21 protein-coding genes and 1 pseudogene are annotated in these 23,371 nt (G+C 62.7%); 13 read left to right on the top strand and 9 right to left on the bottom strand.

The genetic code is table 11. The annotated features are described in order from the left end of the window. Positions 1-40: 40 nt before the first annotated feature. On the bottom strand, positions 41-892 hold the full coding sequence (locus tag NSO95_RS04650; RefSeq protein WP_257594991.1) for an outer membrane protein: 852 nt from the start codon (positions 890-892) through the stop codon (positions 41-43). Between the two features lie 255 nt (positions 893-1,147). Between NSO95_RS04650 and NSO95_RS04645 the strand changes: the two genes are divergently transcribed. Then, entirely contained in the window at positions 1,148-2,830 is a 1,683-nt protein-coding gene (locus tag NSO95_RS04645) for a hypothetical protein (protein ID WP_257594990.1), read from the top strand. 231 nt (positions 2,831-3,061) lie between these two features. On the opposite strand, the gene NSO95_RS04640 is transcribed toward NSO95_RS04645, so the two are convergent. Then, a complete protein-coding gene (locus tag NSO95_RS04640) occupies positions 3,062-3,916 on the bottom strand; it encodes a DUF4253 domain-containing protein (protein ID WP_257594989.1) in 855 nt (284 codons plus the stop codon). A gap of 10 nt (positions 3,917-3,926) precedes the next feature. Next, on the bottom strand, positions 3,927-4,703 hold the full coding sequence (gene budC, locus NSO95_RS04635; protein ID WP_257594988.1) for a meso-2,3-butanediol dehydrogenase: 777 nt from the start codon (positions 4,701-4,703) through the stop codon (positions 3,927-3,929). A 105-nt stretch (positions 4,704-4,808) separates the two neighbouring features. Here budC and putP point away from each other — a divergent pair, with 105 nt between their 5' ends. From putP to NSO95_RS04615, 5 genes and pseudogenes are all read left to right on the top strand, one after another. After that, the gene (gene putP / locus NSO95_RS04630; protein WP_257594987.1) at positions 4,809-6,272 is read left to right on the top strand and encodes a sodium/proline symporter PutP; all 1,464 of its coding nucleotides are present in this window, start codon (positions 4,809-4,811) and stop codon (positions 6,270-6,272) included. Between the two features lie 293 nt (positions 6,273-6,565). Continuing rightward, a protein-coding gene (locus NSO95_RS04625; protein WP_257594986.1) for an IS3 family transposase occupies positions 6,566-7,707 on the top strand; the annotation gives its coding sequence in 2 pieces (ribosomal slippage) (positions 6,566-6,806 and positions 6,806-7,707; 1,143 coding nt in all). Positions 7,708-7,737: 30 nt separating this feature from the next. Further along, positions 7,738-7,995 (top strand): annotated as a pseudogene (locus NSO95_RS15335) (MvaI/BcnI family restriction endonuclease); the annotation flags it as partial. A gap of 222 nt (positions 7,996-8,217) precedes the next feature. After that, the gene (locus NSO95_RS04620; RefSeq protein WP_257594985.1) at positions 8,218-8,601 is read left to right on the top strand and encodes a VOC family protein; all 384 of its coding nucleotides are present in this window, start codon (positions 8,218-8,220) and stop codon (positions 8,599-8,601) included. 65 nt (positions 8,602-8,666) lie between these two features. Continuing rightward, on the top strand, positions 8,667-9,332 hold the full coding sequence (locus tag NSO95_RS04615; RefSeq protein ID WP_257594984.1) for an extensin family protein: 666 nt from the start codon (positions 8,667-8,669) through the stop codon (positions 9,330-9,332). Here NSO95_RS04615 and NSO95_RS15330 read toward each other — a convergent pair. The 6 genes from NSO95_RS15330 to NSO95_RS04585 all read right to left on the bottom strand — a co-directional run bounded on the left by NSO95_RS15330 (position 9,329) and on the right by NSO95_RS04585 (position 14,996). After that, positions 9,329-9,814, bottom strand: a complete 486-nt coding sequence (locus NSO95_RS15330) for a response regulator transcription factor (protein WP_257594983.1) — start codon at positions 9,812-9,814, stop codon at positions 9,329-9,331. The two genes, NSO95_RS04615 and NSO95_RS15330, sit on opposite strands and share 4 nt — an antisense overlap. A gap of 334 nt (positions 9,815-10,148) precedes the next feature. Beyond that, entirely contained in the window at positions 10,149-10,889 is a 741-nt protein-coding gene (locus NSO95_RS04605; RefSeq protein WP_257594982.1) for a proteasome-type protease, read from the bottom strand. 44 nt (positions 10,890-10,933) lie between these two features. Further along, positions 10,934-11,749, bottom strand: coding sequence for a transglutaminase family protein (locus NSO95_RS04600; RefSeq protein ID WP_257594981.1), 816 nt, complete (start codon positions 11,747-11,749; stop codon positions 10,934-10,936). 5 nt (positions 11,750-11,754) lie between these two features. Beyond that, the gene (locus NSO95_RS04595) at positions 11,755-12,699 is read right to left on the bottom strand and encodes an alpha-E domain-containing protein (RefSeq protein ID WP_257594980.1); all 945 of its coding nucleotides are present in this window, start codon (positions 12,697-12,699) and stop codon (positions 11,755-11,757) included. Between the two features lie 13 nt (positions 12,700-12,712). Continuing rightward, a complete protein-coding gene (locus NSO95_RS04590) occupies positions 12,713-14,143 on the bottom strand; it encodes a circularly permuted type 2 ATP-grasp protein (RefSeq protein WP_257594979.1) in 1,431 nt (476 codons plus the stop codon). Positions 14,144-14,216: 73 nt separating this feature from the next. Then, on the bottom strand, positions 14,217-14,996 hold the full coding sequence (locus NSO95_RS04585; protein WP_257594978.1) for an esterase/lipase family protein: 780 nt from the start codon (positions 14,994-14,996) through the stop codon (positions 14,217-14,219). 183 nt (positions 14,997-15,179) lie between these two features. Here NSO95_RS04585 and NSO95_RS04580 point away from each other — a divergent pair, with 183 nt between their 5' ends. From NSO95_RS04580 to NSO95_RS04550, 7 genes are all read left to right on the top strand, one after another. Beyond that, positions 15,180-17,468 carry a ferric reductase-like transmembrane domain-containing protein gene (locus NSO95_RS04580; RefSeq protein ID WP_257594977.1) on the top strand — a complete coding sequence of 763 codons (2,289 nt, stop codon included), beginning with the start codon at positions 15,180-15,182 and terminating at the stop codon, positions 17,466-17,468. Positions 17,469-17,576: 108 nt separating this feature from the next. Beyond that, complete coding sequence (uvrB, locus tag NSO95_RS04575; RefSeq protein WP_257594976.1) at positions 17,577-19,760, top strand: excinuclease ABC subunit UvrB; 2,184 nt, start codon at positions 17,577-17,579, stop codon at positions 19,758-19,760. 56 nt (positions 19,761-19,816) lie between these two features. After that, entirely contained in the window at positions 19,817-20,374 is a 558-nt protein-coding gene (locus tag NSO95_RS04570) for a hypothetical protein (protein ID WP_257594975.1), read from the top strand. Positions 20,375-20,379: 5 nt separating this feature from the next. After that, positions 20,380-20,661 carry a type II toxin-antitoxin system RelE/ParE family toxin gene (locus NSO95_RS04565; protein ID WP_257594974.1) on the top strand — a complete coding sequence of 94 codons (282 nt, stop codon included), beginning with the start codon at positions 20,380-20,382 and terminating at the stop codon, positions 20,659-20,661. Continuing rightward, positions 20,636-20,953, top strand: a complete 318-nt coding sequence (locus NSO95_RS04560) for a HigA family addiction module antitoxin (RefSeq protein WP_257594973.1) — start codon at positions 20,636-20,638, stop codon at positions 20,951-20,953. The genes NSO95_RS04565 and NSO95_RS04560 overlap by 26 nt, the downstream gene beginning before the upstream one ends. Positions 20,954-20,984: 31 nt before the next feature. After that, on the top strand, positions 20,985-22,496 hold the full coding sequence (locus NSO95_RS04555) for a S10 family peptidase (RefSeq protein ID WP_257594972.1): 1,512 nt from the start codon (positions 20,985-20,987) through the stop codon (positions 22,494-22,496). Between the two features lie 98 nt (positions 22,497-22,594). Next, the gene (locus NSO95_RS04550; RefSeq protein ID WP_257594971.1) at positions 22,595-23,371 is read left to right on the top strand and encodes a class I SAM-dependent methyltransferase; all 777 of its coding nucleotides are present in this window, start codon (positions 22,595-22,597) and stop codon (positions 23,369-23,371) included.

Here is a 23,371-nt window from a genome sequence, read left to right as displayed (position 1 = left end):
TGACGGCCCCTCGTTTCCGGCGTGTCGCAGCAGCCGGAGATCAGAAGCGCAGATTGACCGACGCGCGCAGCGAGTGGCTGTCGAAGTCGCCATCGTTCAGCCGCAGGTCGGTCGTGCCCGAGCCGAGCAGGAACGGGTTGGTCGGGCCGGCAGTGCCGGGGCCGACGGTCACGACATAATCGCCATCGTCGTAGTTCGAGTAGAGATACTCGAGCCCGATGCCGATGTTGTCGGTCAACAGCAGTTCCGCACCGCCGCCGGCCTGCCAGCCGAAGGTCCACTCGTCGGGATCGTTCGGGGTGAAGCTGTTGGCACCGTTGGTGGTGAAGAAGTCACGCTCGATCTTGGCATAACCGACCCCGCCGGTGGCGTAGAACAGGCCGCGACCGTCGCCCGGCGAGATACCGACGCGCGCCCGTGCAGCTGCCGACCAGTCGAGCTCGCGTGCGATGGTATAGCTCGCAGGCGTGGTGCTGTAGCCCGAGGTGAATTCGCGCACCCGCGGGCGTTCGCCTTCGATCAGGACGCCCGCGACGAACGGACCGTCGCCCATGCGCACGTCGTAACCGATGCGCGCGCCGTAGCCGATCTTGCTGTCGTTGCCGGTGCAGACCGGGGTCGGCGAGGTGCCCGGGTTACCCGAACAGAAACCGGGGCTGAAGGCGTTGGCACCTGCGACCGTGGTCACATTGTCGTCGAACGCGCCATCACCGTCGACGTCGAACTCGAAGCCGTCGTCGTCCGAGTCGGCGGCATTGTTCGAGCCGCCGAATACGGAGATGTAAGGGCCGTCGAATCGGCCCTCGGTGTTCGCATCCTGTGCCAATGCGGGGGTGGCGAGCGCCAGCATGCCCAGCGCTGCCGCGCTGGAGCCAAAAAATTCCAGTTTCATAAGTAGTTCCTTGTTGCGACCAGGGGATTTGGTGTTCGGGTCGCTAACGGTGGGAGGCGGCGAAAGGTTCCGGGCGATGCGGCAAGGCGTTTCTTCCGGAAGGTGGCAGGCAGTGATCCCGGAACACACTGCCGCGCCCCGGCTGCTTGTTTCTTTACAACAGCTTGGTTACCGTCGGACCGGAAGGCCTGCCAATCGCCTGATGCAACAATCCGGCTGTTTGCCGGGACAGGGGGAAGAGTGTCCGCGAATGTAATGAAACCCGCAGGCCAATCCGCCCGCCACCGGTCCGGTGCGCTGCTGCTGTGGCTCGCAGCGGCGCTTGTGGTATTTTCGGCCGCGTGTGCGCCGTATCGCGCCGCCGCGCAGGAACTGCCGCTGGTCTGGCCCGAAGAGCGCATTGCCGGGTTGATTTACGCGCCTCGCGATAAGCTGGTGGTGATCCAGGAGCCTTGGAACTCTGGGGCCGACGCGGCGACAAGAGCGGTGCTCGCCCAGGCAACGGCCTTGACCAAGGAAAATCGCTGGGCAGAAGCCATCGCCCTGCTGGAACGCAGCGATCCGGCCAAGAGCAATGGCTTCATCCTGCAAGACCTCGGGGCCTACTACAACAATCCCGACAGCGGCGGCTTGTACGACCGGGAGAAGGGCATTGCCCTGATGGAGAAGGCCGCGCAGATGTTGCCTGCGCGCTACGAACTGCTTGGCAATGGCTTGTTTTACCCCGGCAATGGCACGCCCGACCCCCGCCGTGCCGAGCAGGCATGGCGCACCGGCGCGCAGCTAGGGTGCGGCAAATGTGCCCTGCGCCTGTTTAGCCACTCCCGCTTTACACAGACCTTCGCGCCTCAATCTGCGGAATTTGCGCAACTCGATCTCACGGTCGACGACACTTTCAAGTTCGGACTGCTCGCGAACGACATGCTCGGGGCCAATACCTACGATATCAACGGCACCCTGCAAAAGCTGGTCAGTTCGATGACGGACGAGAGCACACAGATGGGGGCTTTGGCAGCGCGCTTGCGACAGACGGCCGGCAGCTATGGAGCGCAGACCGAACTGGGCAAGAAATGGGCCCTGAACAGGGCGATCGCGAGCACCTACAACAGCGGTTTTGCCGGGCAATACACGGCAGAGTTTTTCGAGCTCGCCCCCAACACATCCGCGAATGACATGGCGGGCAAGAGCGCAGATGTCGGCGGTCGCTTTTGCGCAGGGGCAAACCGCATGCTGTATGATGCCGCCAAACGCGACGGCAGCGAGACGATTGCCTATTATGCAGCGGTTGCAGGAACCCGCTGCGGCGATTCATACCTCGCGATGGAAGCGGGAACATTCCTTCTCATCGGCGGCCAGCGTCAGGAACTGGGCCGGGACCTCAAATGGTATTTGTACAAGCAGAACCCCTATCCTGCCGGGTTCGACGACATGTACCGCATCTCGAAAGCCAGCGGCTGGCCCGAGGACAAGCTGTCGCTGGCGCTCGGGATCGCGCGCGGTATCGAAGGTTACAACTGCCACTTCGAACCCGCGCGGGAAATACGGGCGAGCAAAAGCACCGGACCGGTTGGCTGGATCCAGTATTACAAGCAGGGCGAGCCCGTTTACGCCCTTACCGAACTGCGCAAATGCTACACCTTGTTGCGGGATGCGGTTCAGCGCGGCGACCCTTCTGCCCGCACGCGCGACCTGTACCAGAGCGTCGGATCCTTCATCACTGCCGCAGATCGCGAAGTCGATGCCAAATTGGCCCAGTTGCGCCAGGATGCTGCCGCTGAAAAGGAATACCGCCGCCAGGTGGACCTGGGCAAGGTCATCTGGAGCGTGCGCGAGGACGGCAATTTCGCCGTCGGCACCTATTTCCGCGAGGGTCCCAACGGCGAACAGATCCCCGTGAGCCGGTATTTCTGCCGCGAAGGCGCACAGAACAGCTGCTGATCGGCTCGGTGCCGCCGGACGCCGGATGGGCCGGCGGCGGTTATCAACCGAAAAAGTTGGGCGGCCGTTCGACGCGGTCACTCCGCCGTCGACCGCCATGCTGCCCCTGTTGACGAACACCGCATCGTCGCTGGCGAGGAACAGCACCGGGCCGGCACTCTCGTCCCACTCCGCCGTGCGGCTCCGATACACTGATCGTCGGCTTCTACGAGGCGGACGTGTACCGGGTGCTCAATCCCACCAGAAATACCACCAGTCCGATTCCATCAGGCTGGCGGCGTGGTTGGCAATCGTGCCGACACCCTGATCGACGATATCGTTGCAATAGTCGTATTGCGCGTAGGCGAGCGCGAGCGCTTCCTCGCGGGTTTCGGGTCGCCGCTTGACCCGCAGGTTGAGCGTTGCGGCATCCATCCCGACCAGCTCGGCACCGTAGCGTTCTTCCCACGTGCGCAGCGCCGCGACATGATACTTCGGCAGCGGATTGGCGTTCCACCCGCCCCAGTGGAACCACGCGGGGGCGTGCCAGCCGTGCGGGCTCGGGATGCGGGCGATGAAGACGCTGTCGAACGGCTTGCCGCTCAGCACGTCGGCATGGACGGTGAGGCCCGGCGATTCCGGCGCGACCTTCGGCCACGGCCCGTAATCGACCGTGTCGTCATCGATCTCCTCCGCATATTCGGGATATTCGGCGCGGAACCGGTCGCGTTCTTCCTTGCGCAGGGCATGGATCACGGCCGGGAAATCGAGCGCGGAGCCTTCGGTGATGATCGTCTCGCGCGCACTGCCGGCGGGATTCCCAGCGAAAAACTCCATGCTGCCGACGATGTCGGTGAGCGCCGACACATCGCCGAGGATCACGGGGTAGCCGTCGCTGCTGGCGCGCATCTGTTCCCACGTCGCCAGCGCCGCTGCGCCGGGCACCTTCACCACGGGCACACCCAATTGCGCGATCAGCTTCTCTTCATCCGGAGTCCGGCCGATGCGATCCTTTACCGGTTGCTGCGACAGCAGCGGCCAGGCGGCGAGGCCGGCCGCGGCGCTTGCGACCAGGCCGCCCAGCACGGTGCGTCTACCGATCGGCATGGCGCTTTCCCTAACCGAAAAAGTTGGGCTGGCCGTTCGACGCGGTCACCCCGCCGTCGACCGGAAGGTTCACCCCGTTGACGAACACCGCGTCGTCGCTGGCGAGGAACAGCACCGGGCCGGCGATCTCGTCCGGCTCCGCAGCGCGGCCCAGCGGCATGCGGTTGGCGAGCATCTTCATCGCCGCTTCGCTCTCTGTCACCCCGGTGGTCATGTCGGAGCGGGTCATCGAGGGGCACACCGCATTGGCGCGCACGCCCTGGCTGCCGAATTCGAGCGCCATCGCGCGGGTCAGGTTGCACACCCCGCCCTTGCTCGCGTTGTAGACCCCCAGCCCCCAGTCGCCGCCGAGGCCCGAGACGCTGGAGATGTTCACCACATTGCCCTTCGCGGCGAGCAGGTGCGGGAACGCCTCGCGGGTGAGGTAGAGGATGCCCTTCAGATTGATGTCGATGATCATGTCGATCAGCTCGTCCGAAGCATCGGACAGGCGGCCAGTGCGCCCCACCCCCGCGTTGTTGACCAGTACGTCGATCCCGCCGAACGCCGCCACCGTCTTCTCCACGATCTCGGCCGCGAAGGCGGAGGAGGAGACGTCGCCTGCCACCACCAGCACCCGCTCCCCGCCGAGCGTGGCGGCGACCGCCTCGCAATCCGCCGCCTTGCGCGAATTGAGCACCACATTCGCCCCCTCGCCATGGAACCGCCGCGCGATCGCTTCGCCGATCCCCATCGAGGATCCGGTGACGATCACGGTCTTGCCGGTAAAGCGGGCGGGCTGGGTCATGGCTTGGTCCTCTCGGGTTGCGGTTTGCGCGCGAACCTAGCCCAATCGGGAACAGGCACAAGCGCACTGTGGCCTTGCCGCGCCCACCCTGTTACCCCCTGCGCAATGAAGACCGGAACGCTCATCTCGCTCGCCGCCTATTTCATCCTCATGCTCGCGATCGGGCTCTACGCCTGGCGCAAGTCGACCGAGGACAGCGAAGGATATCTGCTCGGCGGCCGCAACCTCTCGCCTTCGGTCACCGCGCTCAGCGCGGGCGCGTCGGACATGTCGGGCTGGCTGCTGCTCGGTCTGCCGGGCGCGCTCTACGCCGCCGGGCTGGTCGAGGCGTGGATCGGCATCGGGCTGTTCGTCGGCGCGCTGGTCAACTGGATCGTGGTCGCCCCGCGGCTGCGCGAACAGACCGAGGCGCGCGGCAATGCGCTGACCATCCCCGAATTCCTCGCCAACCGCTTCCCCGACAAGGCAATCGCGCTGCGCGTCGTCTCCGCCGTGGTGATCGTGGTATTCTTCGCGGTCTACACCGCCTCGGGCATGGTCGCGGGCGGCAAGCTGTTCGAGACCGGCCTCTCCGCCGCCGTCAGCGGCTGGGGCGACCCCTATATCGCGGGGCTGTGGATCACCGCGGGCGTGGTGCTCGCCTACACCATGGTCGGCGGCTTTCTGGCGGTGAGCCTGACCGATTTCGTGCAGGGCATCATCATGCTGGTGGCGCTGGTGCTGATGCCGCTGGTGGTGATGTTCGGCCCCGGCGGCGCATCGGGGGCGAGCATCGCGGCGGTGCCGCAGGAGGGCTTCCTCAGCCTAACCCACGGGCTGACGCTGGTCGGTTTCCTCAGCGCGGTGACCTGGGGGCTCGGCTATTTCGGCCAGCCGCATATCATCGTCCGCTTCATGGCGATCCGCAGCGTCAAGGACGTGCCCGCCGCGCGCAATATCGGCATGGGCTGGATGGGCGTGTGCCTGCTCGGCGCGATCGGTGTGGGGCTGGCGGGGCGCGCCTATGTCGAGCGCAACAACATGGTGCTGGAGGATCCGGAGACGATCTTCATCGTGCTCGCCGACCTGCTGTTCCATCCGCTGATCACCGGCTTCCTGCTCGCCGCGCTGCTGGCGGCGGTGATGAGCACGATCAGCTCGCAGCTGCTGGTCGCCTCGAGCAGCCTGACCGAGGATTTCTACCGCCTGTTCCTGCGCAAGCAGGCAAGCGAGCGCGAGGCGGTCAACATCGGCCGGTTGAGCGTGCTGCTGGTCGCGCTGGCGGCGATCGCCATCGCTTACGACCGCGACAGCCAGGTGCTCGGCCTCGTGTCCAACGCCTGGGCCGGCTTCGGCGCGGCCTTCGGCCCGCTGATCGTGCTGTCGCTGACCTGGGACCGGATGACCGGCGCGGGCGCGCTGGCCGGGCTGGTGACGGGCGCGGCGGTGGTGATGGCGTGGATCGCGCTGGGATGGAGCGCAAGCTTCATGGGCGGACCGGGGGTGTACGAGATCATACCGGGGTTTGTGGCAGCGTGGCTGGCGATCTGGGGGGTGAGTTTGGTGACGGGGAAGAGGAGGGTGGCCTAATGGCACCTCGTCTGTGGAAGAATAGTCCAATTCGGAACAAAAAAGGAACATTTTTCTTTTCACGATCCGTTGAGTCAGTTAGCGAGGGCAAATTCCGACAGGGTGTCGGAATTTGTCCCAGGAGAACCTCATGTCGCCGGATGAATTTGCTTTGCTCAGGACTCAGGCAGGCCTGACAGTCGAGGAATTCGCCGACAAAGCTGGATATAGTTCTCGCCAAATTTATCGTTGGGATGAGTAGCCCCTAGATTTCTGGACGCCTTCGATCCTAATTTTGAGGACAGGAGGCGACGATGGGGAAGCCCAATTTCAGTGATGAGTTCAAGCGTGATGCGGTGGCCCAGATCATCGAGCGTGGATATCCGGTAGCGGAGGTTTCTCAGCGGCTCGGGGTCAGCCCGCACTCGCTGTATGCGTGGAAGCGACGGTTCGCGAAGGTGGTATCCGGCGATGCCAACAAGGATGCGGAGATCCGCCAACTGAAGCGCGAGTTGGCCCGGGTGACCGAGGAGCGTGACATCCTAAAAAAAGCCACCGCGTATTTCGCCAGGGATGCAAAGTGAGATACGCGTTCGTAGCCGATCATCGCACGCTGTTCTCGGTGCGCGCGATGTGCCGGTGTCTTCGCATCCATCCCAGCGGGTTCTATGCGTGGCAGAAGAGTCCGCTGAGTCAGCGAGCTCAGGAAGATGCTCGGCAGACGGAGTTGATCCGGCAAGCCTGGAACGACAGCGGCAAGGTCTATGGCTACCGCAAGCTGCACGATGACCTGCTGGATCACGGTGAGACCTGCTGCCCGAACCGCGTTGCCCGGCTGACCAGGCTGGCGGGTATCAAGGCCCAGATCGGCTACAAGCGCAGGCCAGGCAGCTATGGTGGCAAGCCGTCTCTGGCGGTCGACAACACTCTGGATCGTCAGTTCGACGTGGCTGCGCCAGACCGGGCCTGGGTGACAGACATCACCTACATTCGCACCTTGGAGGGCTTTGCCTATCTGGCTGTCGTGATCGACTTGTACTCCCGCCGCGTGGTGGGTTGGTCAATGCAAAGCCGGCAGACCACCGATGTGGTGCTGCAGGCGCTGCACATGGCGGTATGGCGGCGCAAGCCCAAGCAACGGGTACTGATCCATTCGGATCAGGGCTCGCAGTTCACCAGCATGGACTGGGCTGCGTTCATCCGGGCTCACAATCTTGAGCACTCGATGAGCCGACGCGGCAACTGTCATGACAATGCCGTGGCCGAGAGCTTCTTCTCCTCGCTCAAGCGCGAACGCATCCGGCGCCGGACCTATCGCTCACGCAACGAGGCAAGGCAGGATGTGTTCGATTACATCGAGATGTTCTACAACCCGGTGCGCAAGCAGGTCAGGAACGGGATGCTGTCACCCGTCGAGTTCGAACGGCAGCAAAACATGAGCACCGAAGGCGTCTAGAAAACTCGGGGCTACTCACACGCTAGGGCTGCGTATGTTGCATCAATGTGTGAGTTAGACCCAAGACGCTATCGCTTCGGTCATAGGGTTCAATTGTGTGAGCAAACAGATTTCATTCTATTTCTCAAAGCATTCGTCGAGGGTCAGATCTACTATGATCCAGGCATTAAGCTTGTTGACGGGCCAGGGCGCACCGAGATTAAAAGGCGGAGCCAATTTCGCATAAAGCATTTGGACCTACGGCGAGTTTATCACGAATTTGAAGAGATAGATCTCCGCGAGATTTGAGCCTCAACTCCCCGTTTTCCTACACGCCCCAAGCCTGCTAACATCGCCCCGCCCTCCTTCATCCGGCTCGCCAGTGCGGGGGCGCAACTTTACGCGTTTTCATCGCGCCACTGTGCAAACTTGGGCAATTTGGCAGCATCGTCACGCTGCGAACCATGGGGCGGCCGGAAGCGTTTTTGGTGTCGCCTTAGTGTCGCCTTTGGCGGGAGACGGGAGTGGGATATGGCAAAAGTGACCGGGCCAAAAATCACAGGACTGGGCGGCGTGTTCTACGTCGTGAAGGACCCCGAGGCGACGCGGGCGTGGTACCGCGATGTTCTGGGGCTTGAGGGCGATTACGGGCCGCAGCTGATGTGGTCGGAGGAGACCTGCGAGGCGCCCTACTCGCTCGTCAGCCACTTCAAGGACGACCAGTATATCAAGCCCGGCATCGGCGGCTTCATGATCAACATGCGGGTCGACGATTGCGACGGCATGGTGGCGCAGCTGAAGGACAAGGGGGTCGAGATCCTCGGCACCTCGGACGAAGGCTACGGCAAGTTCGCCTGGCTGCTCGACCCGGACGGGGTGAAGATCGAGCTGTGGGAGCAGTGCGAAGCGCCCTGATTGCGCGATCGACGGAGGGGCGGAATTAGCGGGGCGTTAACCATGGCGCCGGTAGTTTCCCCGACATGGTCACGCGCTCCGCATCGCTGCTGTTCGTGCTCACCCTCGGGGGATGCAGCCTGCTGCCCGAGGGGCGCCAGGCCTCCGCTCCACGGGCCGAGGCGCGCGCCTCAGGGGTGGCGATGAGTCCGGCGGTGGGGCAATGCCTCGCCGAGCTGGGCGGGACGGGCGCGCGCTTCGTGCCGCAGCCGGACCGGTACTACGGCGCCGGATGCTCTGCGGTCGGCGCGGTGACGCTGGAGCGACTGGCGGGCGATGCGCAGGGTTTCGCGCTGGCGAATATGGGCCCGGTCACCTGCCCCACCGCGCAGGCGCTGGCGGGGTGGGCCCGCTACGGGGTCGACCGCGCAGCGCGGCAGATCCTCGGTAGCCCGCTGGCGCGGATCGAGACGATGGGGAGCTATTCCTGCCGCAACGTCGCCGGGTCGAGCAAGCGTTCGGCCCATGCCCGGGCGGAGGCGGTGGATGTCGCGGCCTTCGTGCTCGAGGATGGGCGCCGGGTGAGCGTCCTGGGGCAATGGCGGGGCGGCAACAGCAAGGAACGCGAGTTCCTCCGCACCGTCCAGGCCAGCGCCTGCAAGCGCTTCGGCACGGTGCTCGGGCCGGAATACAACACCGCGCATGCCGACCACTTCCATCTCGAGGCGGGCGGCAAGGGGTTCTGCCGCTAGGCCGCGCGCTGTGCCGCTCTGGGCGCCTCCAGCCCGGCCTCGAACGACAGCCGCACCGCATCGGCGGGGTGCTTGGCGCCGAGCTTGCTCATCATGTTGGCGCGGTGGATCTCGACCGTCCTCGGGCTGATGTCGAGCTGCCGGGCGATGGTCTTGTTGCTGCTGCCGCCTGCCAGCCATTCGAGCACCTCCCGCTCGCGGTTGGACAGCGCGGCGATGCGGTTCCGCGCCTCGACCATGCGCCGCCTCGCTTCGCTTCGCCGCTCGGCTTCGTCGCCGATACGTTCGAGCATCGCAGCGAGCCGTCCGACCTCGACCGGCAAAGGGAGATAATCGAGCGAACCGGCCTTCATTGCCGCAACAATGCGCGAGGTCGTCGGCTGGGTGTCGGTCGCAATGACCGGCAGCCAGATTCCGAATTCAGCCAGCGCATCAAGAAACGGCGCAATACCGCCAAGTTGCGGATAATCGCGCGCAAGCACAATGCCATCTCGCGGATGGTGATCCAACAGCTCCTCGAGAGAGCTATAGACCTCGGCATGGCATCCTAGCTCAAAAACGGCGCGAGCAAGCTCGGCACGGGTCCGGCTATCGTGGTCGACACAGTGAAGTACAAGACGTTTTTCCATGCCGGCAGGCTGTCGGCAGTTGGCCTTCGAAGAAACGCCATCTCACTCCATTTTCGCGTATCATTTCGTGTCAATTCGACTGTGCCGTTGAATTGAAAGGTTTTTCTAAAACTCCATTATGGAGTAATCTTAGGTAAATATTCGGACAGTAATTAGACGGATGTCAATAATACTTATGCATTTTTACTTAAGGATAGAACCCAAAATCAGGCAATGAATGAAACGCATTTCTCAGGGCATCACCCCAACTCGACGATATCGCCTGATAGTACGTATCATCATGGGTGATCCGCCGCTGGTGTGTCGGCTCGAACGTGTCGCGGCCGATTACCATAAGGTCCAGTGGCAGCCCGACCGAGAGGTTGGCCTTGAGGGTGGAATCGAACGAAACCATCAACAGCTTCACCGCGTCCTCGAAGCTCATGCTGCTGTCGTAGCCCCGGATCAGAATGGGGCGACCATACTTGGTCTCCCCGATCTGGAAGAACGGCGTGTCGGTGCTGGCCTCGATGAAATTGCCTTCCGGATAGATCAGGAACAGGCGCGGCTCCATCCCGGCGATCTGGCCGGCGAGGATGATCGAAGCGGTGAACCGACCTGATCCGCTCGGTCCATTGGCGGACTGCTGTTCTTCGATAGTCCTTCGGAGGAGCCTGCCGATCTCGCTTGCAACCTGGAACATGGTCGGCATGCCAAGCAGCGAATTTGATCGCTCGTCCGGTGCCTTCGTCCGCTCTTCAAGTTGGCTGATGACCGACTGGGTGGTGGCCAGATTGCCCGCTGTCATGACCGCGATCAGCCGCTCGCCCGGCACTTGCCAGTGAACCATCTTGCGAAACACCGAGATATTGTCGACGCCCGAATTGGTCCGCGTGTCGCTCATCAACACGAGCCCTTTGTCCAGCACCATGCCCACGCAATAGGTCATCTGTCAGTCGTTCCCCCGATAGCAGCGCGCGGGCGCGATGCGCGCTATTGATCAGCCTGTTGCTGCTCGACCGCCACGTCAACCCGAAGCATCTCGTTAGCTGTGCCAAAACTGATCCCGGTGATCGGGGCGGCATCGCGATAGTCCAGCCCGGTCGCAACCCGGACATAGCGCGGGTCGGGGCTGATCCCGTTCGATATGTCGAACCCGACCCAGCCCAGCCCATCGACATGCGCTTCGGCCCAGGCGTGGGTCGCTTCCTGATCGATCCGGTCGTTCATCATCAGGTAGCCGCTGACATACCTTACCGGGATATCCATCAAACGTGCGGCACCGATGAAGATGTGCGCGTGATCCTGGCACACGCCCAGTCCGAGTTCGGCAGCTTCTTCCGCAGTCGTAGCGGGCCCAGTCTGGCCGGTGCGATACTCGACCTGTTCCGAGATCCGGCTCGAGAGCGCGTGAAGGAACGCCAACCGGTCTCCCTTCGCCTCTTCAAGGCTCGATACCATAGCACGGATTCTCGGCCCGGGCTTGGTCAGGCGGGTCTGGCCGAGGAACGACCACAGCGGCAAATGGCCCGAATGATGACCAATCACCCCGGCGTTGTCTTCCGTCAGCACCGTTCCTTCGCACTGCACGACCACTTCGGTGACACCGCTATCGACGCTGACCAGTGTGATGGCGTTGAAATGCTGGTCGTCATAGTCGAGCTCGGGCGAAGCGTTCTCGTAAGACATCTTCCAGTTGAGGACTTGCTGCCCCTGCGTGCTCTTCGGTTTCAGCCTGAGGCGCTGCAATGCATGCACCACCGGCTCGGAGAAGCGGTATCGCGTGGTATGACGGATCGAAAGCTTCACTTCGCCTACCTCGCAAATCTGTAATCTTCGGCAATCGCAGCAGCGATGGCCGAATTGGAGGCCATGAAACCGAGCAGGAACTCGTGCAGGCCGCGCTCGAAAACCGTCTCGATGGTCAGATTGGCCATGCGCAGATCAGCCTCGCGCATCAGGTGGTTGCTCGTGCCTTCCTTGCCGTGAAGCCGGTCCAGAGCGTTCAATTCTTCGCGCAGAGCCGAGTGGCAGAAGGCAAGACTGCGCGGGAAACGCTCGTCGAGGACGAGGAATTCCACGATCCCGCGTGCGTCGATCGTCCCCGCATTGAGCCAGCGATAGGCGCGATCGCCAGACACCGAGCGCAGCACATTGTCCCACTGACCCTTGTCGAGGCTCGATCCGACATAGGAGAGCGAGGGAAGCAGGAGGAAGTATTTGAGGTCGAGGATGCGCGCAACGCTGTCCGCCCGCTCGACGAAGGTCCCCGCGCGGGCGAAGTGATAGCCTTCGCTGCGCAGCAGCGTCCCTGCCATGGCGCCGTGCGCCAGCGTCCCGGCACGGCGGACGAGCGCGACAATTTCGCCGACGCTGCCCTGCCCCACCGGCCTGGCGAGCAAATCGCGCACCTGCATCCAGCTTTCGTTGATCACTTCCCACAATTCGGCGGTGATGGCGGTGCGCACCGCGCGGGCATTGGTCCGCACCTCGCGCATCATGTTAAGCACGCTCGCTGCGTTATCCTTGTCGCGCAGGATGAAGTTCCACACCTGATAGCCGGTGTAGGTCGCATGATGGCGTTCGAACGCATCTCGCATGCCTAGCGTGGAAATAACCGAACGCCACTCCTCCTCCGCCGTCACCAAGTCGCGGGTTACGGCCATCCGCAAGCCGGCTTCAAGCAGGCGTGCAGTATTCTCCGCCCGTTCGAGGTAGCGGAACATCCAGAACATTCCGTTGGCCGTGCGGCCTAGCAAGGCAGGTTCCCCGTCATGTTTCCTTGAGCACCCACGTATCCTTGGTGCCGCCACCTTGCGAGGAGTTGACCACCAACGAACCTTTCTTAAGCGCCACCCGGGTCAATCCGCCCGGGGTGATGTCGATCCTGTCCGGTGAAACGAGAACGAAGGGTCGCAGATCGACATGCCGCGGTGCGAGGCCCTGGCGGGTGAAGATAGGGCAAGTCGAAAGCGACAGGGTCGGCTGCGCGATATAGTTTTTCGGGTTGGCCAGCAGCTTCTTGCGGAAGACGGCGATTTCGTTCTTCGAGGCGGTCGGACCGATCAGCATGCCGTACCCGCCCGAACCGTGGACTTCCTTGACGACGACCTCAGCGAGATTGTCGAGCACGTATTTCAGGCTGTCCTTGTCCGAGCAACGCCATGTCTGAACGTTGGGCAGTAGCGGCTTCTCGCCGGTGTAGAATTCGACGATTTCCGGCATGAAACTGTAGATCGCCTTGTCGTCGCAAATGCCGGTGCCGGGGGCATTAGCGATCGTCACCCCGCCGGCCCGATAGACATCCATGATACCCGGCACGCCGAGAAGGCTCGACGGATTGAAGGTCAGCGGATCGAGAAACTCGTCGTCCACCCGGCGATATATCACGTCGACCGGCTCGTAACCGCGCGTCGTGCGCATCTGGACACGTCCGTCCTTGACCCTGAGATCGCTGCCCTCGACGAGTTCGGCCCCCATCTGGTCGGCGAGGAAGGAATGCTCGAAATAGGCGCTGTTGTAGATGCCCGGCGTGAGCACGGCGACGGTGGGCTTGCCCTTGGCCGCCGCCGGCGCACAGGCCGCGAGGCTCTTGGCCAGGCGGTTGGGATAGTTCGACACCGGCTCGACAGGCACCTGCGAAAACAGTTCGGGGAACATCGCCATCATGGTTTCGCGGTTTTCGAGCATGTAGCTCACGCCCGAAGGTGTGCGGGCATTGTCCTCCAACACGTACCAGTCGTTCGGCCCGGTGCGCACCAGGTCGATCCCGACGATATGCGTATAAACCCCCCCGGGCGGGGTGAAGCCGACCATCTGCTGCAACCATGCAGCATTGTCGCGCAGCAATCGCATCGGCAACCGGCCCGCCCGCACGATCTCCTGCCGGTGATAAAGATCGTATAGGAAGGCATTGAGCGCGCTCACCCGCTGCTCGATCCCGCGGGTAAGCCGCCGCCATTCTGCGGCAGTGATGACGCGCGGCACCATGTCGAACGGGATCAGCCGTTCTTCGGCTTCATCCTCGCCATAAACGTTGAAGGTAATCCCGGTCTTGCGAAAATTGGTCTCGCAATCGGCATGCTTGCGCCGCAGGAACGCTGTGTCTTGCTGGCCGTGCCAATGGCAATATTCGGTATAAGCAGGTCGGACCGATCCGTCCCCGGCGTGCATCTCGTCGAAATTTGCCTGCCGCTCGGCCATGAACCCCCGGAACCGTTCGAATCCAGCGCACTAAATTGTGCACCTGCGAATGGTAGCGCTTTGTCGGGAAGGTTCAAGCGTCGTCGAGTTCGCGCAACACGGCTTCGATGCATTCCTTAGAAGACGAGAAGCCGAGATGGTTGCAGCGCAGCGCAACCGCGCGGTCGCGCTCTCCCGGTCTCCCCCGCGACGAACGGGGGCTGACAATACCGTCGCGCGCGCTCCAGAATGCTACCGTCTCGACCGGCGGCTTGCTGGCGATGTCGCGCTCGACCGGAGATTGGTCGACCCGGTGCCCGGCCACGAACTGGTAGATGCGCCAGGCATTGTTCGAACGCGGATTGCCCGAAAATGGAGAACCCATGGTGATCACCTTGGCCACGCGTTGGGGGTGGCGGTGCGCCAGTTCGCGCGCGAACAGCCCGCCGAGGCTCCATCCTACCAGCACAACCTTGTCACCATAGCGTTCGGAAATCTCGAGCAGCCGATGCTCAAGCTGGCCGATATTTTCTGTCGTCGGCCCGAGGTTGAAACCGAGCCCCCAGCGCTTGACGGTGTGCCCCGCCTTCTCAAGCTGCTGCGCCATATAACGCATGCGCACCGGATGAGTGGCGAAACCGGGCAAGAGCATCACGGTACGCGGCCGGTCGGTAGTCTCAAGATCGAGCCGCCGGAACAGCCGCCTGACCGGCTCCAGCACATGGCTGGCCTCGGCCAGCAGATACCGGAGCGGCGGCCGATCTGCTTCGTCCGCCCCTACCATCGGTTCGCGCGCAAGCGCAAACCGCCGCGCAAGCTCAGCGCGGTCGAACAGGGCCTTTTCGCTGCCCGGAAGGGTAAATCGTGACGCCATTGTGTTGCTGTTTGCCTTCAAACGGTAACATTGTCGCTAATCCGTCTTGGTGCAACCATTCATGAACGAAGACACGCGGTTGTCAGGAATGCAGATCGGGGCGGTTGCTGGCTTTACGATTCTTCCCCATGATTTAGTCGATCGTCCACATGCTGGCGATCGATGGGGAGCCAGGCGATGAGCATGACCGAAGTTGCGAATGGCGGAACCGTCTGGGCGATCGCTCTTGGGGGGGCATCCGCGTTCCTGGCGCTGGTCTGGCTCGGCAGCCGTATCGTCAGGGTATCGGGCGGTGCCCTGTACAGTCTGACGCTGCCCCTCATGCAGCGGCTGGATAGCTGGTTCGCGCGCTCAGTCGCCGGCTGGTGCGGACTCGACCGCGCGCGGCGCTGGCACAGATGGGGACAATTCGCCGGGCTGATGCTGCTGCTGTCGGCGCTTGGCGCCATTGCTCCGGTGTATGTCGCCCTGCCGACCCTTTTGGCAGGTCTGGTCGGGGTCATCGGCGTGTTCCGTCGCTGGAGCTGGGACGAAAGCGACCGCGCAGCCGGCCTGCGCGCCGATCGGAAGCGCATTCCCGGTCACGAAGATTACAATGACGAACTGATCATCGCGCTGTCGGCGGTGTTCCTGATCGGCCCGGTGCTGATCTGGCGGCTAACCGGGCTTACCCTGTTCACCTCGCTGTCCGATGGCGGACTGGCCGAATATGTCGTCTACATCGGCTCCGAAACTCTGGAGTCGCTACCGATCGTCGGCAACGTCGAGGTTCTGGGGTATGCCAATCCGTCGGGCGTATCCGCCGTGTTGCCGTCGGGCGGCTGGGTGGCCTTCGGCCTCAGGATGCTGCTCGACCTGATGGTGATCGGCGGTCTGATCAAGGTGGCGGAAGTGGCGCGCAGGATCAGTCGCCGCGAGGATCTGCGCCGCCAGGACGAGGCCATCGCCACTGGCGACGACGCGGCGGCCTATGCTGCAATCGAAGTGCTCGGGGAACTCATGCTGCGGGGGGAAATCGCGGCGGCCGACCGGTTGCAGGCGATCGCCGCGCCCGGGGCCGACGATCCGCCGCAATCGCTGCGTCGCCGCCTGCAAGCCGCCTATATGATCGAGCTGGCGGCCGATGGTGGTGCCTTCGCCAAGCAGACGATGCTGACCTTCCTCGTCGATGCCTATGCGCGCATGTCGGAAATGCCGGAGCTGGAGTCGACCGGTCTTGCCCCCGTGCTGTATCTCCAGGCTAGCCGGGCCAACGGCGAATTCGCTGAACGACTGTCCGGCCCGGATCGTGCCAACGCCCTCGATGCAGCGATCGCTTGGATAAAGCTCGCGATCGAGTGCGAAGGTCTGATCCCGATCTCGGCGACCTATCGTCCCGTCGGAGGTGAGACACGCGATCGACTGCCGCATGATGCCATTCTGATGTGGGAAATCCTTGGCGGCCAGATGATCAATCGCGCCGAGGTAACCGACATCGAATCCAAGCCGATCTATCTGGCTAATGCCATCCAGGCCTTTCAGGAAGCGACGCGGCTGATTCCCAAGGATGTGGTCCCCCATCGATGGGCCGCAGCGCAGATCGGCGCAGCTCAGGCGCTCTACAAGCTCGCGGTTCACGATTACGATCTTCAGTCGGGCATCAATCTGGGCGATGCTGTCGATCTGCTGGAGGATGCGCAAGCGCTGGTCGAGCCCGATGGGCCGCACGGAGGCATCTGGCTGACCGGAGAGCAGACGCGGATCGAGATCCGGTCGGTCATCGCCGAACGCGTTCGCGGCGAGGAAGGCATGGCCCAGCTGATCGAGCTGGAGCAGACAACCGATACATTGATAGCCACCCTGCGCGATCCCGAACGCCCTCTTAGCGCACGCTTTCGGACCAACCGGCTGATCGAAGCGCTGACCGCTCGCGGCCATATTCTCTATATCCAGTCGGAAATCTGTGAGGAGACGCCGACGGCTTGCGCGATCAGCAGTGCTGGACCTGCGCCGGAAGATGCCCATGCCAGGGCGCTGCGTGCGGTCGGCAGCTATCGCGAGGCGGCGGAGGCTGCGGCTGCGAGCGAACTCTGGAACGACTGGCAAACGGCAATGGACCGGGCGGCCGAGCTGCTCGAAGTCCATGCGGGAGCGCATGGCTATGATCCGGACACCGCCGAAGTGGGCACCGCCTCGATCCGGCAGGCTGTTTCCTTGCGCAAGGCCGTTCTGGCGCGGATCAACCTCTCGTCGCAGCCGTGGCACTGGGCTTTCAGCGCCGTATCGCTGGCTCGTGCGCAGGGCGAACTGTCGCAACAGACGGGCGACACGCTGGCGGCGCTCGCCGCGGTCGATCTGGCGCGGCAGGCAGCAGGAATCTTCGACGATCTCGGCTATGTCGACGCTGCCGAAGAAGCCCGCGAGCTCGCCGCGAGGGTACTCAAGATTCGCGAGTATGGAGGATCGTCGCCTGTGCAAGAGCAAGACGATTGAGAATGGAAACGGGGTAGGACTGACAACCGCAAGCAGGCATGCACCATGGCAACAGGAAGAATGGTGTCTGGCTTGCAGAACAAACCATAAACCACCATAAAGCTCCGCATGGCCGAACTCGTTATCCGTCGCGGACTCGAAGAACCTGAAACCGGGGCCGATTTCGTCCCTCACAGGCCCGCCCGCCCCGATAAATCGATGCCGGGCAAGCGGTTCGAACTGGTCTCCGACTACCAGCCGGCCGGCGACCAGCCGACCGCAATCGCGGAGCTGGTAGCGGGTATGAAAGACAGCGAGCAAACGCAGACGCTGCTCGGCGTGACCGGCAGCGGCAAAACCTTCACCATGGCAAAGGTGATCGAGGAATTGCAGCGCCCCGCGCTGATCCTCGCCCCGAACAAGATCCTCGCCGCGCAGCTCTATGGCGAGTTCAAGAGCTTCTTCCCCCACAACGCGGTCGAGTATTTCGTCAGCTATTACGACTATTATCAGCCCGAGGCTTACGTCCCCCGGTCGGACACCTACATCGAGAAGGAAAGCTCGGTGAACGAGGCGATCGACCGGATGCGCCACTCGGCCACCCGCGCATTGCTCGAACGCGACGACGTGATCATCGTCGCTTCGGTCTCCTGCCTCTACGGCATCGGCTCGGTCGAGACCTATTCGGCGATGATCTTCGATCTAAAGCGCGGAGCGAGCGTCGACCAGCGCGAGATCATCCGCAAATTGGTGGCGCTGCAATACAAGCGCAACGATACCGCCTTCGCGCGCGGCAATTTCCGTGTGCGGGGGGACAATCTCGAAATCTTCCCTTCGCACTACGAGGACATGGCCTGGCGGGTCAGCTTTTTCGGAGACGAGATCGAGGACATTGCCGAATTCGACCCTTTGACCGGCAAGAAGGGAGCGAGCCTCGAGACCGTGCGCGTCTACGCCAACAGCCACTATGTGACCCCCGGCCCGACAATGAAGCAGGCCAGCGAAGCGATAAAATTCGAGCTGCAGGAGCGGCTGAAAGAACTGAACGCCGAGGGCCGCCTGCTCGAAGCCCAGCGGCTGGAGCAGCGGACCAATTTCGACCTGGAAATGATCGCCGCGACCGGATCATGCGCGGGGATCGAGAACTACAGCCGCTTCCTCACCGGGCGCCTGCCGGGCGAACCGCCGCCGACGCTGTTCGAGTATCTCCCCGAAAACGCGCTGCTGTTCGTCGACGAAAGCCACCAGACGGTGCCGCAGATCGGGGCCATGTCCAAGGGCGACCACCGCCGCAAGATCACGCTCGCCGAATACGGCTTCCGCCTGCCGAGCTGCATCGACAACCGCCCGCTGCGCTTCAACGAATGGGACGCGATGCGGCCGCAGACCGTTGCCGTCAGCGCGACCCCGGGTAACTGGGAGATGGAGCAGACCGGCGGCGTGTTCGCCGAACAGGTGATCCGCCCCACCGGACTGATCGACCCGCCGGTCGAAATCCGTCCGGTCGAGGATCAGGTGCAGGATTGCATCCAGGAATGCCTCGCCACCGCCAAGCAGGGATATCGCACGCTCGTCACCACGCTGACCAAGCGCATGGCGGAGGACCTGACCGAGTTCATGCACGAGGCAGGGGTGCGGGTGCGCTATATGCACTCCGACGTCGAAACGCTCGAACGCATCGAGCTGATCCGAGATCTCAGGCTGGGTGTCTATGACGTTCTGATCGGGATCAACCTGCTGCGCGAAGGGCTCGACATTCCCGAATGCGGGCTGGTGGCGATCCTCGATGCCGACAAGGAAGGCTTCCTGCGTTCGGAAACCTCGCTGATCCAGACCATCGGCCGCGCTGCGCGCAATATCGACGGGCGGGTGATCCTCTACGCCGACCGCGTCACTGGCAGCATGGAACGCGCCATCGCCGAGACCGACCGCCGCCGCGAGAAGCAGCGCGAATACAACGAAGAACACGGCATCACCCCGCAGACGATCAAACGCGACATCGCCGACATCGTCGCCCACACCGCGAGCCGCGACGGAGTGCTAGTCGATACCGGCGACGACGAACGCAACAACCTCGTCGGCCACAACCTGCGCGCCTATATCGAGGAACTCGAAAAGCGCATGCGCGATGCGGCGGCGAATCTCGAGTTCGAAGAGGCCGGGCGGCTCAGGGACGAAATCCGGCGACTGGAAGCGGACGAACTCGGCATCCCGGATGGCGAGAAGAAAGCGCCGCTCGTGGGACGCAGCAACGAGGGCAAGCCGGGGACGCGGAAGATGCGGTATGGGCGGACGCAGCGGAAGATGCATTGACAGGGCTTGCAATTGCAAATTGACATGGATATGGCGAAACCATCAAGGAGAGCCATATGTCATTCGATTCGAACCTCGCTGGCCTGCTGCAATTTATCGACTGGATGGCAGACAAAGGCTATGCGCCCGCCAACACTGCATCTTCGCGGAAGGCAGCTGCAAACAAGGTAATCAGCTCTCTTGGTGAAGACGAAGGTAGCGACGTTCTCGCACTCGATGTAGAGGATGCCATCGCTCGCTTCGCAACGAAGCATGGAGGTGAGTATTCAACCGAGAGCTTGCAGTCCTATAAGAGCCGCCTAAGAACTGCGCTTGATGATTTTCGTGACTACAAATCTGACCCTGTCGGATTTCGACCAGCAGGCCGCACCTCAATCCGCAGCAAAACCGACAAGGCAGAGCCAAAAAAGAAGTTGGTGGTCAAGCGGCGCATTCCCACCGCAGCAGTCCCCTCAACGATCAGCCAGGCGACACCGCTGATCGCTCAGAACGTAGTGCCGGTACCCATCCGGGAGGATGTTGTCGTCAAGATTGGAAACTTGCCGTTTGATCTGACAGCTGATGAGGCGAAGAAAATTGCAAATGTGATCTTGGCATATGGCGGAGCATTGTAGTTGCAATGATCCAATCCTTCGCCAGCAAAGAAACCGAGCGCCTATGGAGTGGGCAGCGTAGCCGCAAGCTTCCGTCCGACATCCATGCGCGTGCCTTGGCGAAGCTGGCGATGATCGATGCCGCTGAGACTCTCGATGATCTCAAACTGCCGCCAAGCAACCGGCTCCACGAACTGGATCGCGACCGGACCGGGCAGCATTCTGTTTCAATTAACATGAAATGGCGTATATGTTTCCGTTGGAAAGGCGGAAACGCATACGATGTCGAAATCGTCGACTACCACTGATTCCGACTGGCTTCACATCCCCCACGCGGGTGACCTGCTGGTTTCGGAATTCATGGAGCCGTTGGGGCTCGATACCGCCACTTTGGCTGATGCTATCGCGGTCGAACCTGCGCGCCTGCAAGAGATGATTGACGGTAAGCAGCGGGTTGACGGTGAGCTCGACCTCCGCCTGTCGCGCTATTTCCGGATGTCGGAGGGTTTTTTCCTGCGTCTGCAAACGAGCGCAGAATTGCGTATCGCCAAGCGCTCCTTGAACGGCGAATTGGACCGGATACAGCCCCGCGCAGCTTGACCCGTTTCACAACGGCGGCATAGTCGCCGCCATGAAATTTGCCCGCTCCATCGCTCTTGCTGCGACCGCTAATCTCGCCATCATCTCTGCGCCGGTGGCGTTTGCCCAGGATTCGCCCTCCACCGAAAAATCCGCGCCAGCCAGCCCCGACCTCCAGGTCCGTACCCGCGACCTATCCGGCACCTTCGGTGGCCAGCGGGTCGATTTCCGGGCGACGATCAAGGAAAACTTGCTCTCGGGAGATGACGGCAAGCCCGAAGCCGTCATCGTCACCACCAGCTACGTGAAGCAACCACGCGATACCTCGCGCCCCGTGTTCTTCCTGTTCAACGGCGGGCCGGGGTCGGGCTCGGTGTGGCTCCAGATGGGGGCGTTCGGGCCGAAGCGGGTGGCGATTCCGTCCGACGCGAAGGACGATGGAGCCCCGCCCTACCCGCTGCTCGACAATCCCGACAGCCTGCTCGATGTCGCCGATCTCGTTTTCATCGACCCGCCGGGCACGGGATTCAGCTATCTGACCGAAGGCACCGATCCGAAGAAGTATTACGGGCTCGAACAGGATGCGCGCGCAGTTGCGACCATCATCCGACGCTGGCTCAACGACAACGGGCGGTGGAACAGCCCGAAATATCTCGGCGGGGAGAGTTACGGCACCACCCGCACCGCGATGGTTGCGCGCGAGCTGGAGGGGGAGACCTACAACGACGTCGGGCTCAACGGGCTGGTGCTGATCTCGACCATCCTCGATTTCGCCGGACGCGAGCCGACGCCGGGCAACGAGATGGCCTATATCGTCACCCTGCCCAATATGGCCGCCGCCGCCTATTATCACGGCAAGGTCGATGCACCCTCGGTCGAGGCGATCGTCGAGGAAGCGCGGCAATTCGCGATCGGCCCCTTCGCCACGGCTCTGCTCAAGGGACAGGACCTCCCAGCCGACGAGCGCGCCGCCGTTCGAGCCGAACTCTCCCGCCTGACTGGGCTGTCCGAGACCTATCTCGACCAGGCCGATCTGCGCGTCACCGACCAGCGGTTCTACAAGGAGCTGCTGCGCGACCGGGGCCTGACCATCGGCAGGCTCGACTCGCGCTACACCGGGCGCGATTTCGACAATGCGGGCGAAACCCCCGATGGCGACCCCAGCTTCTACGGGATCGACGCCGGCTATACCGCCGCGATCAACAGCTGGGCGCGCGAGACACTGGGGTTCGAGACGGACCGCGAGTACCAGTCGATCGGCAGCGAGCCCGGGCGCAACTGGCAGTGGACGATCTCGGGCCGGGGCCGCAGCGCCTATCTCAATGTCGCGCCCTATATCGGCGATGCGATGCGGCAGAATTCGGGCCTCAGGACCTTCGTTGCGCAAGGCTACTACGACTTCGCCACGCCCTTCTTCGGGGCGGAGTATTCGCTCAAGCGCACCGGCATCCCGCAGGACCGGGTGGAGTATCACTACTACGACGCGGGCCACATGATGTACGTTCGCGACGAGGACCGGGCAAAGCTATCACGCGATATCCGGGCCTTCATCCGCTCGCGCTGAGAAATCTGTCCATCGAACAAGCAAGGCGTTCGTCCGACGACGCTTGATCGATCAGGTATCATGGGCACCCTGCCTCGCAATCAACGGGGAGAAATGCCATGCGTCGCCACCACCTGACACTTGCGCTCGCGCTTGCCCTCGGCACTGCGACTGGCGTGTCCGCAGATGACCATACCGCCCACAATGCGGTTTATGCCGCGGCCGTCGCAGCGCCCGACCGACCGGCAGCGGCGCGCGAGCTCGACGAAGGACGAAAGCCGGCCGAGGTCCTCGCCTTCTTCGGGCTCAAGCCGGGGATGACAGCCGCAGATCTGCTGACCGGTGAAGGCTATTGGGCCGAGATCATGGACGCGGTCGTCGGTGAGCAGGGCGCGGTGATCGCATACCAGCCCGAACAGTTTTACACCGACGAGCAGAGCAAGACGGCGTGGGCTGCGCTCGAAGCGCGCTCACCTAACGTCACCGAGATTCGCTATCCCTTCGATGCTTTCGCACCACCGGCGGGATCGCTCGATTTCGCGCTCATCAACCTGAGCTACCACGATCTCTACTGGACATCCGAAAGGTACAAGATTCCATTGACCGACCCTGACGCCTATCTTGCCGCACTCTATGCGGCGATGCGGCCAGGCGCGGTGGTCGGCGTGATCGACCACGCCGGCGAAGGGACGGATACACGCGCCCTGGTCGATGCAACGCATCGGATCGATCCATCGGTCGTCCGGGCGGACTTCGAGCGCGCCGGTTTCGAGTTCGTCGGCGAAACCGACATTCTGCGCAATCCGGAGGACGATTACTCGGTCAATGTGTTCGACCCGGCGATCCGGGGCAAGACCGACCGCTTTGTGTACAAATTCCGCAGACCCGCGAGATAG

This window comes from Parerythrobacter lacustris, assembly GCF_024626475.1.
Taxonomy (GTDB): Bacteria; Pseudomonadota; Alphaproteobacteria; order Sphingomonadales; family Sphingomonadaceae; genus Parerythrobacter_A; species Parerythrobacter_A lacustris.
This window is presented reverse-complemented; position numbering and strand designations above follow the sequence as displayed.

Coding starts and splice junctions, on each gene's coding strand:
- NSO95_RS04650 (WP_257594991.1), bottom strand. CDS start 892: ATGAAACTGGAATTTTTTGGCTCCAGCGCGGCAGCGCTGGGCATGCTG.
- NSO95_RS04645 (WP_257594990.1), top strand. CDS start 1,148: ATGAAACCCGCAGGCCAATCCGCCCGCCACCGGTCCGGTGCGCTGCTG.
- NSO95_RS04640 (WP_257594989.1), bottom strand. CDS start 3,916: ATGCCGATCGGTAGACGCACCGTGCTGGGCGGCCTGGTCGCAAGCGCC.
- budC (WP_257594988.1), bottom strand. CDS start 4,703: ATGACCCAGCCCGCCCGCTTTACCGGCAAGACCGTGATCGTCACCGGA.
- putP (WP_257594987.1), top strand. CDS start 4,809: ATGAAGACCGGAACGCTCATCTCGCTCGCCGCCTATTTCATCCTCATG.
- NSO95_RS04620 (WP_257594985.1), top strand. CDS start 8,218: ATGGCAAAAGTGACCGGGCCAAAAATCACAGGACTGGGCGGCGTGTTC.
- NSO95_RS04615 (WP_257594984.1), top strand. CDS start 8,667: ATGGTCACGCGCTCCGCATCGCTGCTGTTCGTGCTCACCCTCGGGGGA.
- NSO95_RS04605 (WP_257594982.1), bottom strand. CDS start 10,889: ATGACCTATTGCGTGGGCATGGTGCTGGACAAAGGGCTCGTGTTGATG.
- NSO95_RS04590 (WP_257594979.1), bottom strand. CDS start 14,143: ATGGCCGAGCGGCAGGCAAATTTCGACGAGATGCACGCCGGGGACGGA.
- NSO95_RS04585 (WP_257594978.1), bottom strand. CDS start 14,996: ATGGCGTCACGATTTACCCTTCCGGGCAGCGAAAAGGCCCTGTTCGAC.
- NSO95_RS04580 (WP_257594977.1), top strand. CDS start 15,180: ATGACCGAAGTTGCGAATGGCGGAACCGTCTGGGCGATCGCTCTTGGG.
- uvrB (WP_257594976.1), top strand. CDS start 17,577: ATGGCCGAACTCGTTATCCGTCGCGGACTCGAAGAACCTGAAACCGGG.
- NSO95_RS04570 (WP_257594975.1), top strand. CDS start 19,817: ATGTCATTCGATTCGAACCTCGCTGGCCTGCTGCAATTTATCGACTGG.
- NSO95_RS04565 (WP_257594974.1), top strand. CDS start 20,380: ATGATCCAATCCTTCGCCAGCAAAGAAACCGAGCGCCTATGGAGTGGG.
- NSO95_RS04560 (WP_257594973.1), top strand. CDS start 20,636: ATGTCGAAATCGTCGACTACCACTGATTCCGACTGGCTTCACATCCCC.
- NSO95_RS04555 (WP_257594972.1), top strand. CDS start 20,985: ATGAAATTTGCCCGCTCCATCGCTCTTGCTGCGACCGCTAATCTCGCC.
- NSO95_RS04550 (WP_257594971.1), top strand. CDS start 22,595: ATGCGTCGCCACCACCTGACACTTGCGCTCGCGCTTGCCCTCGGCACT.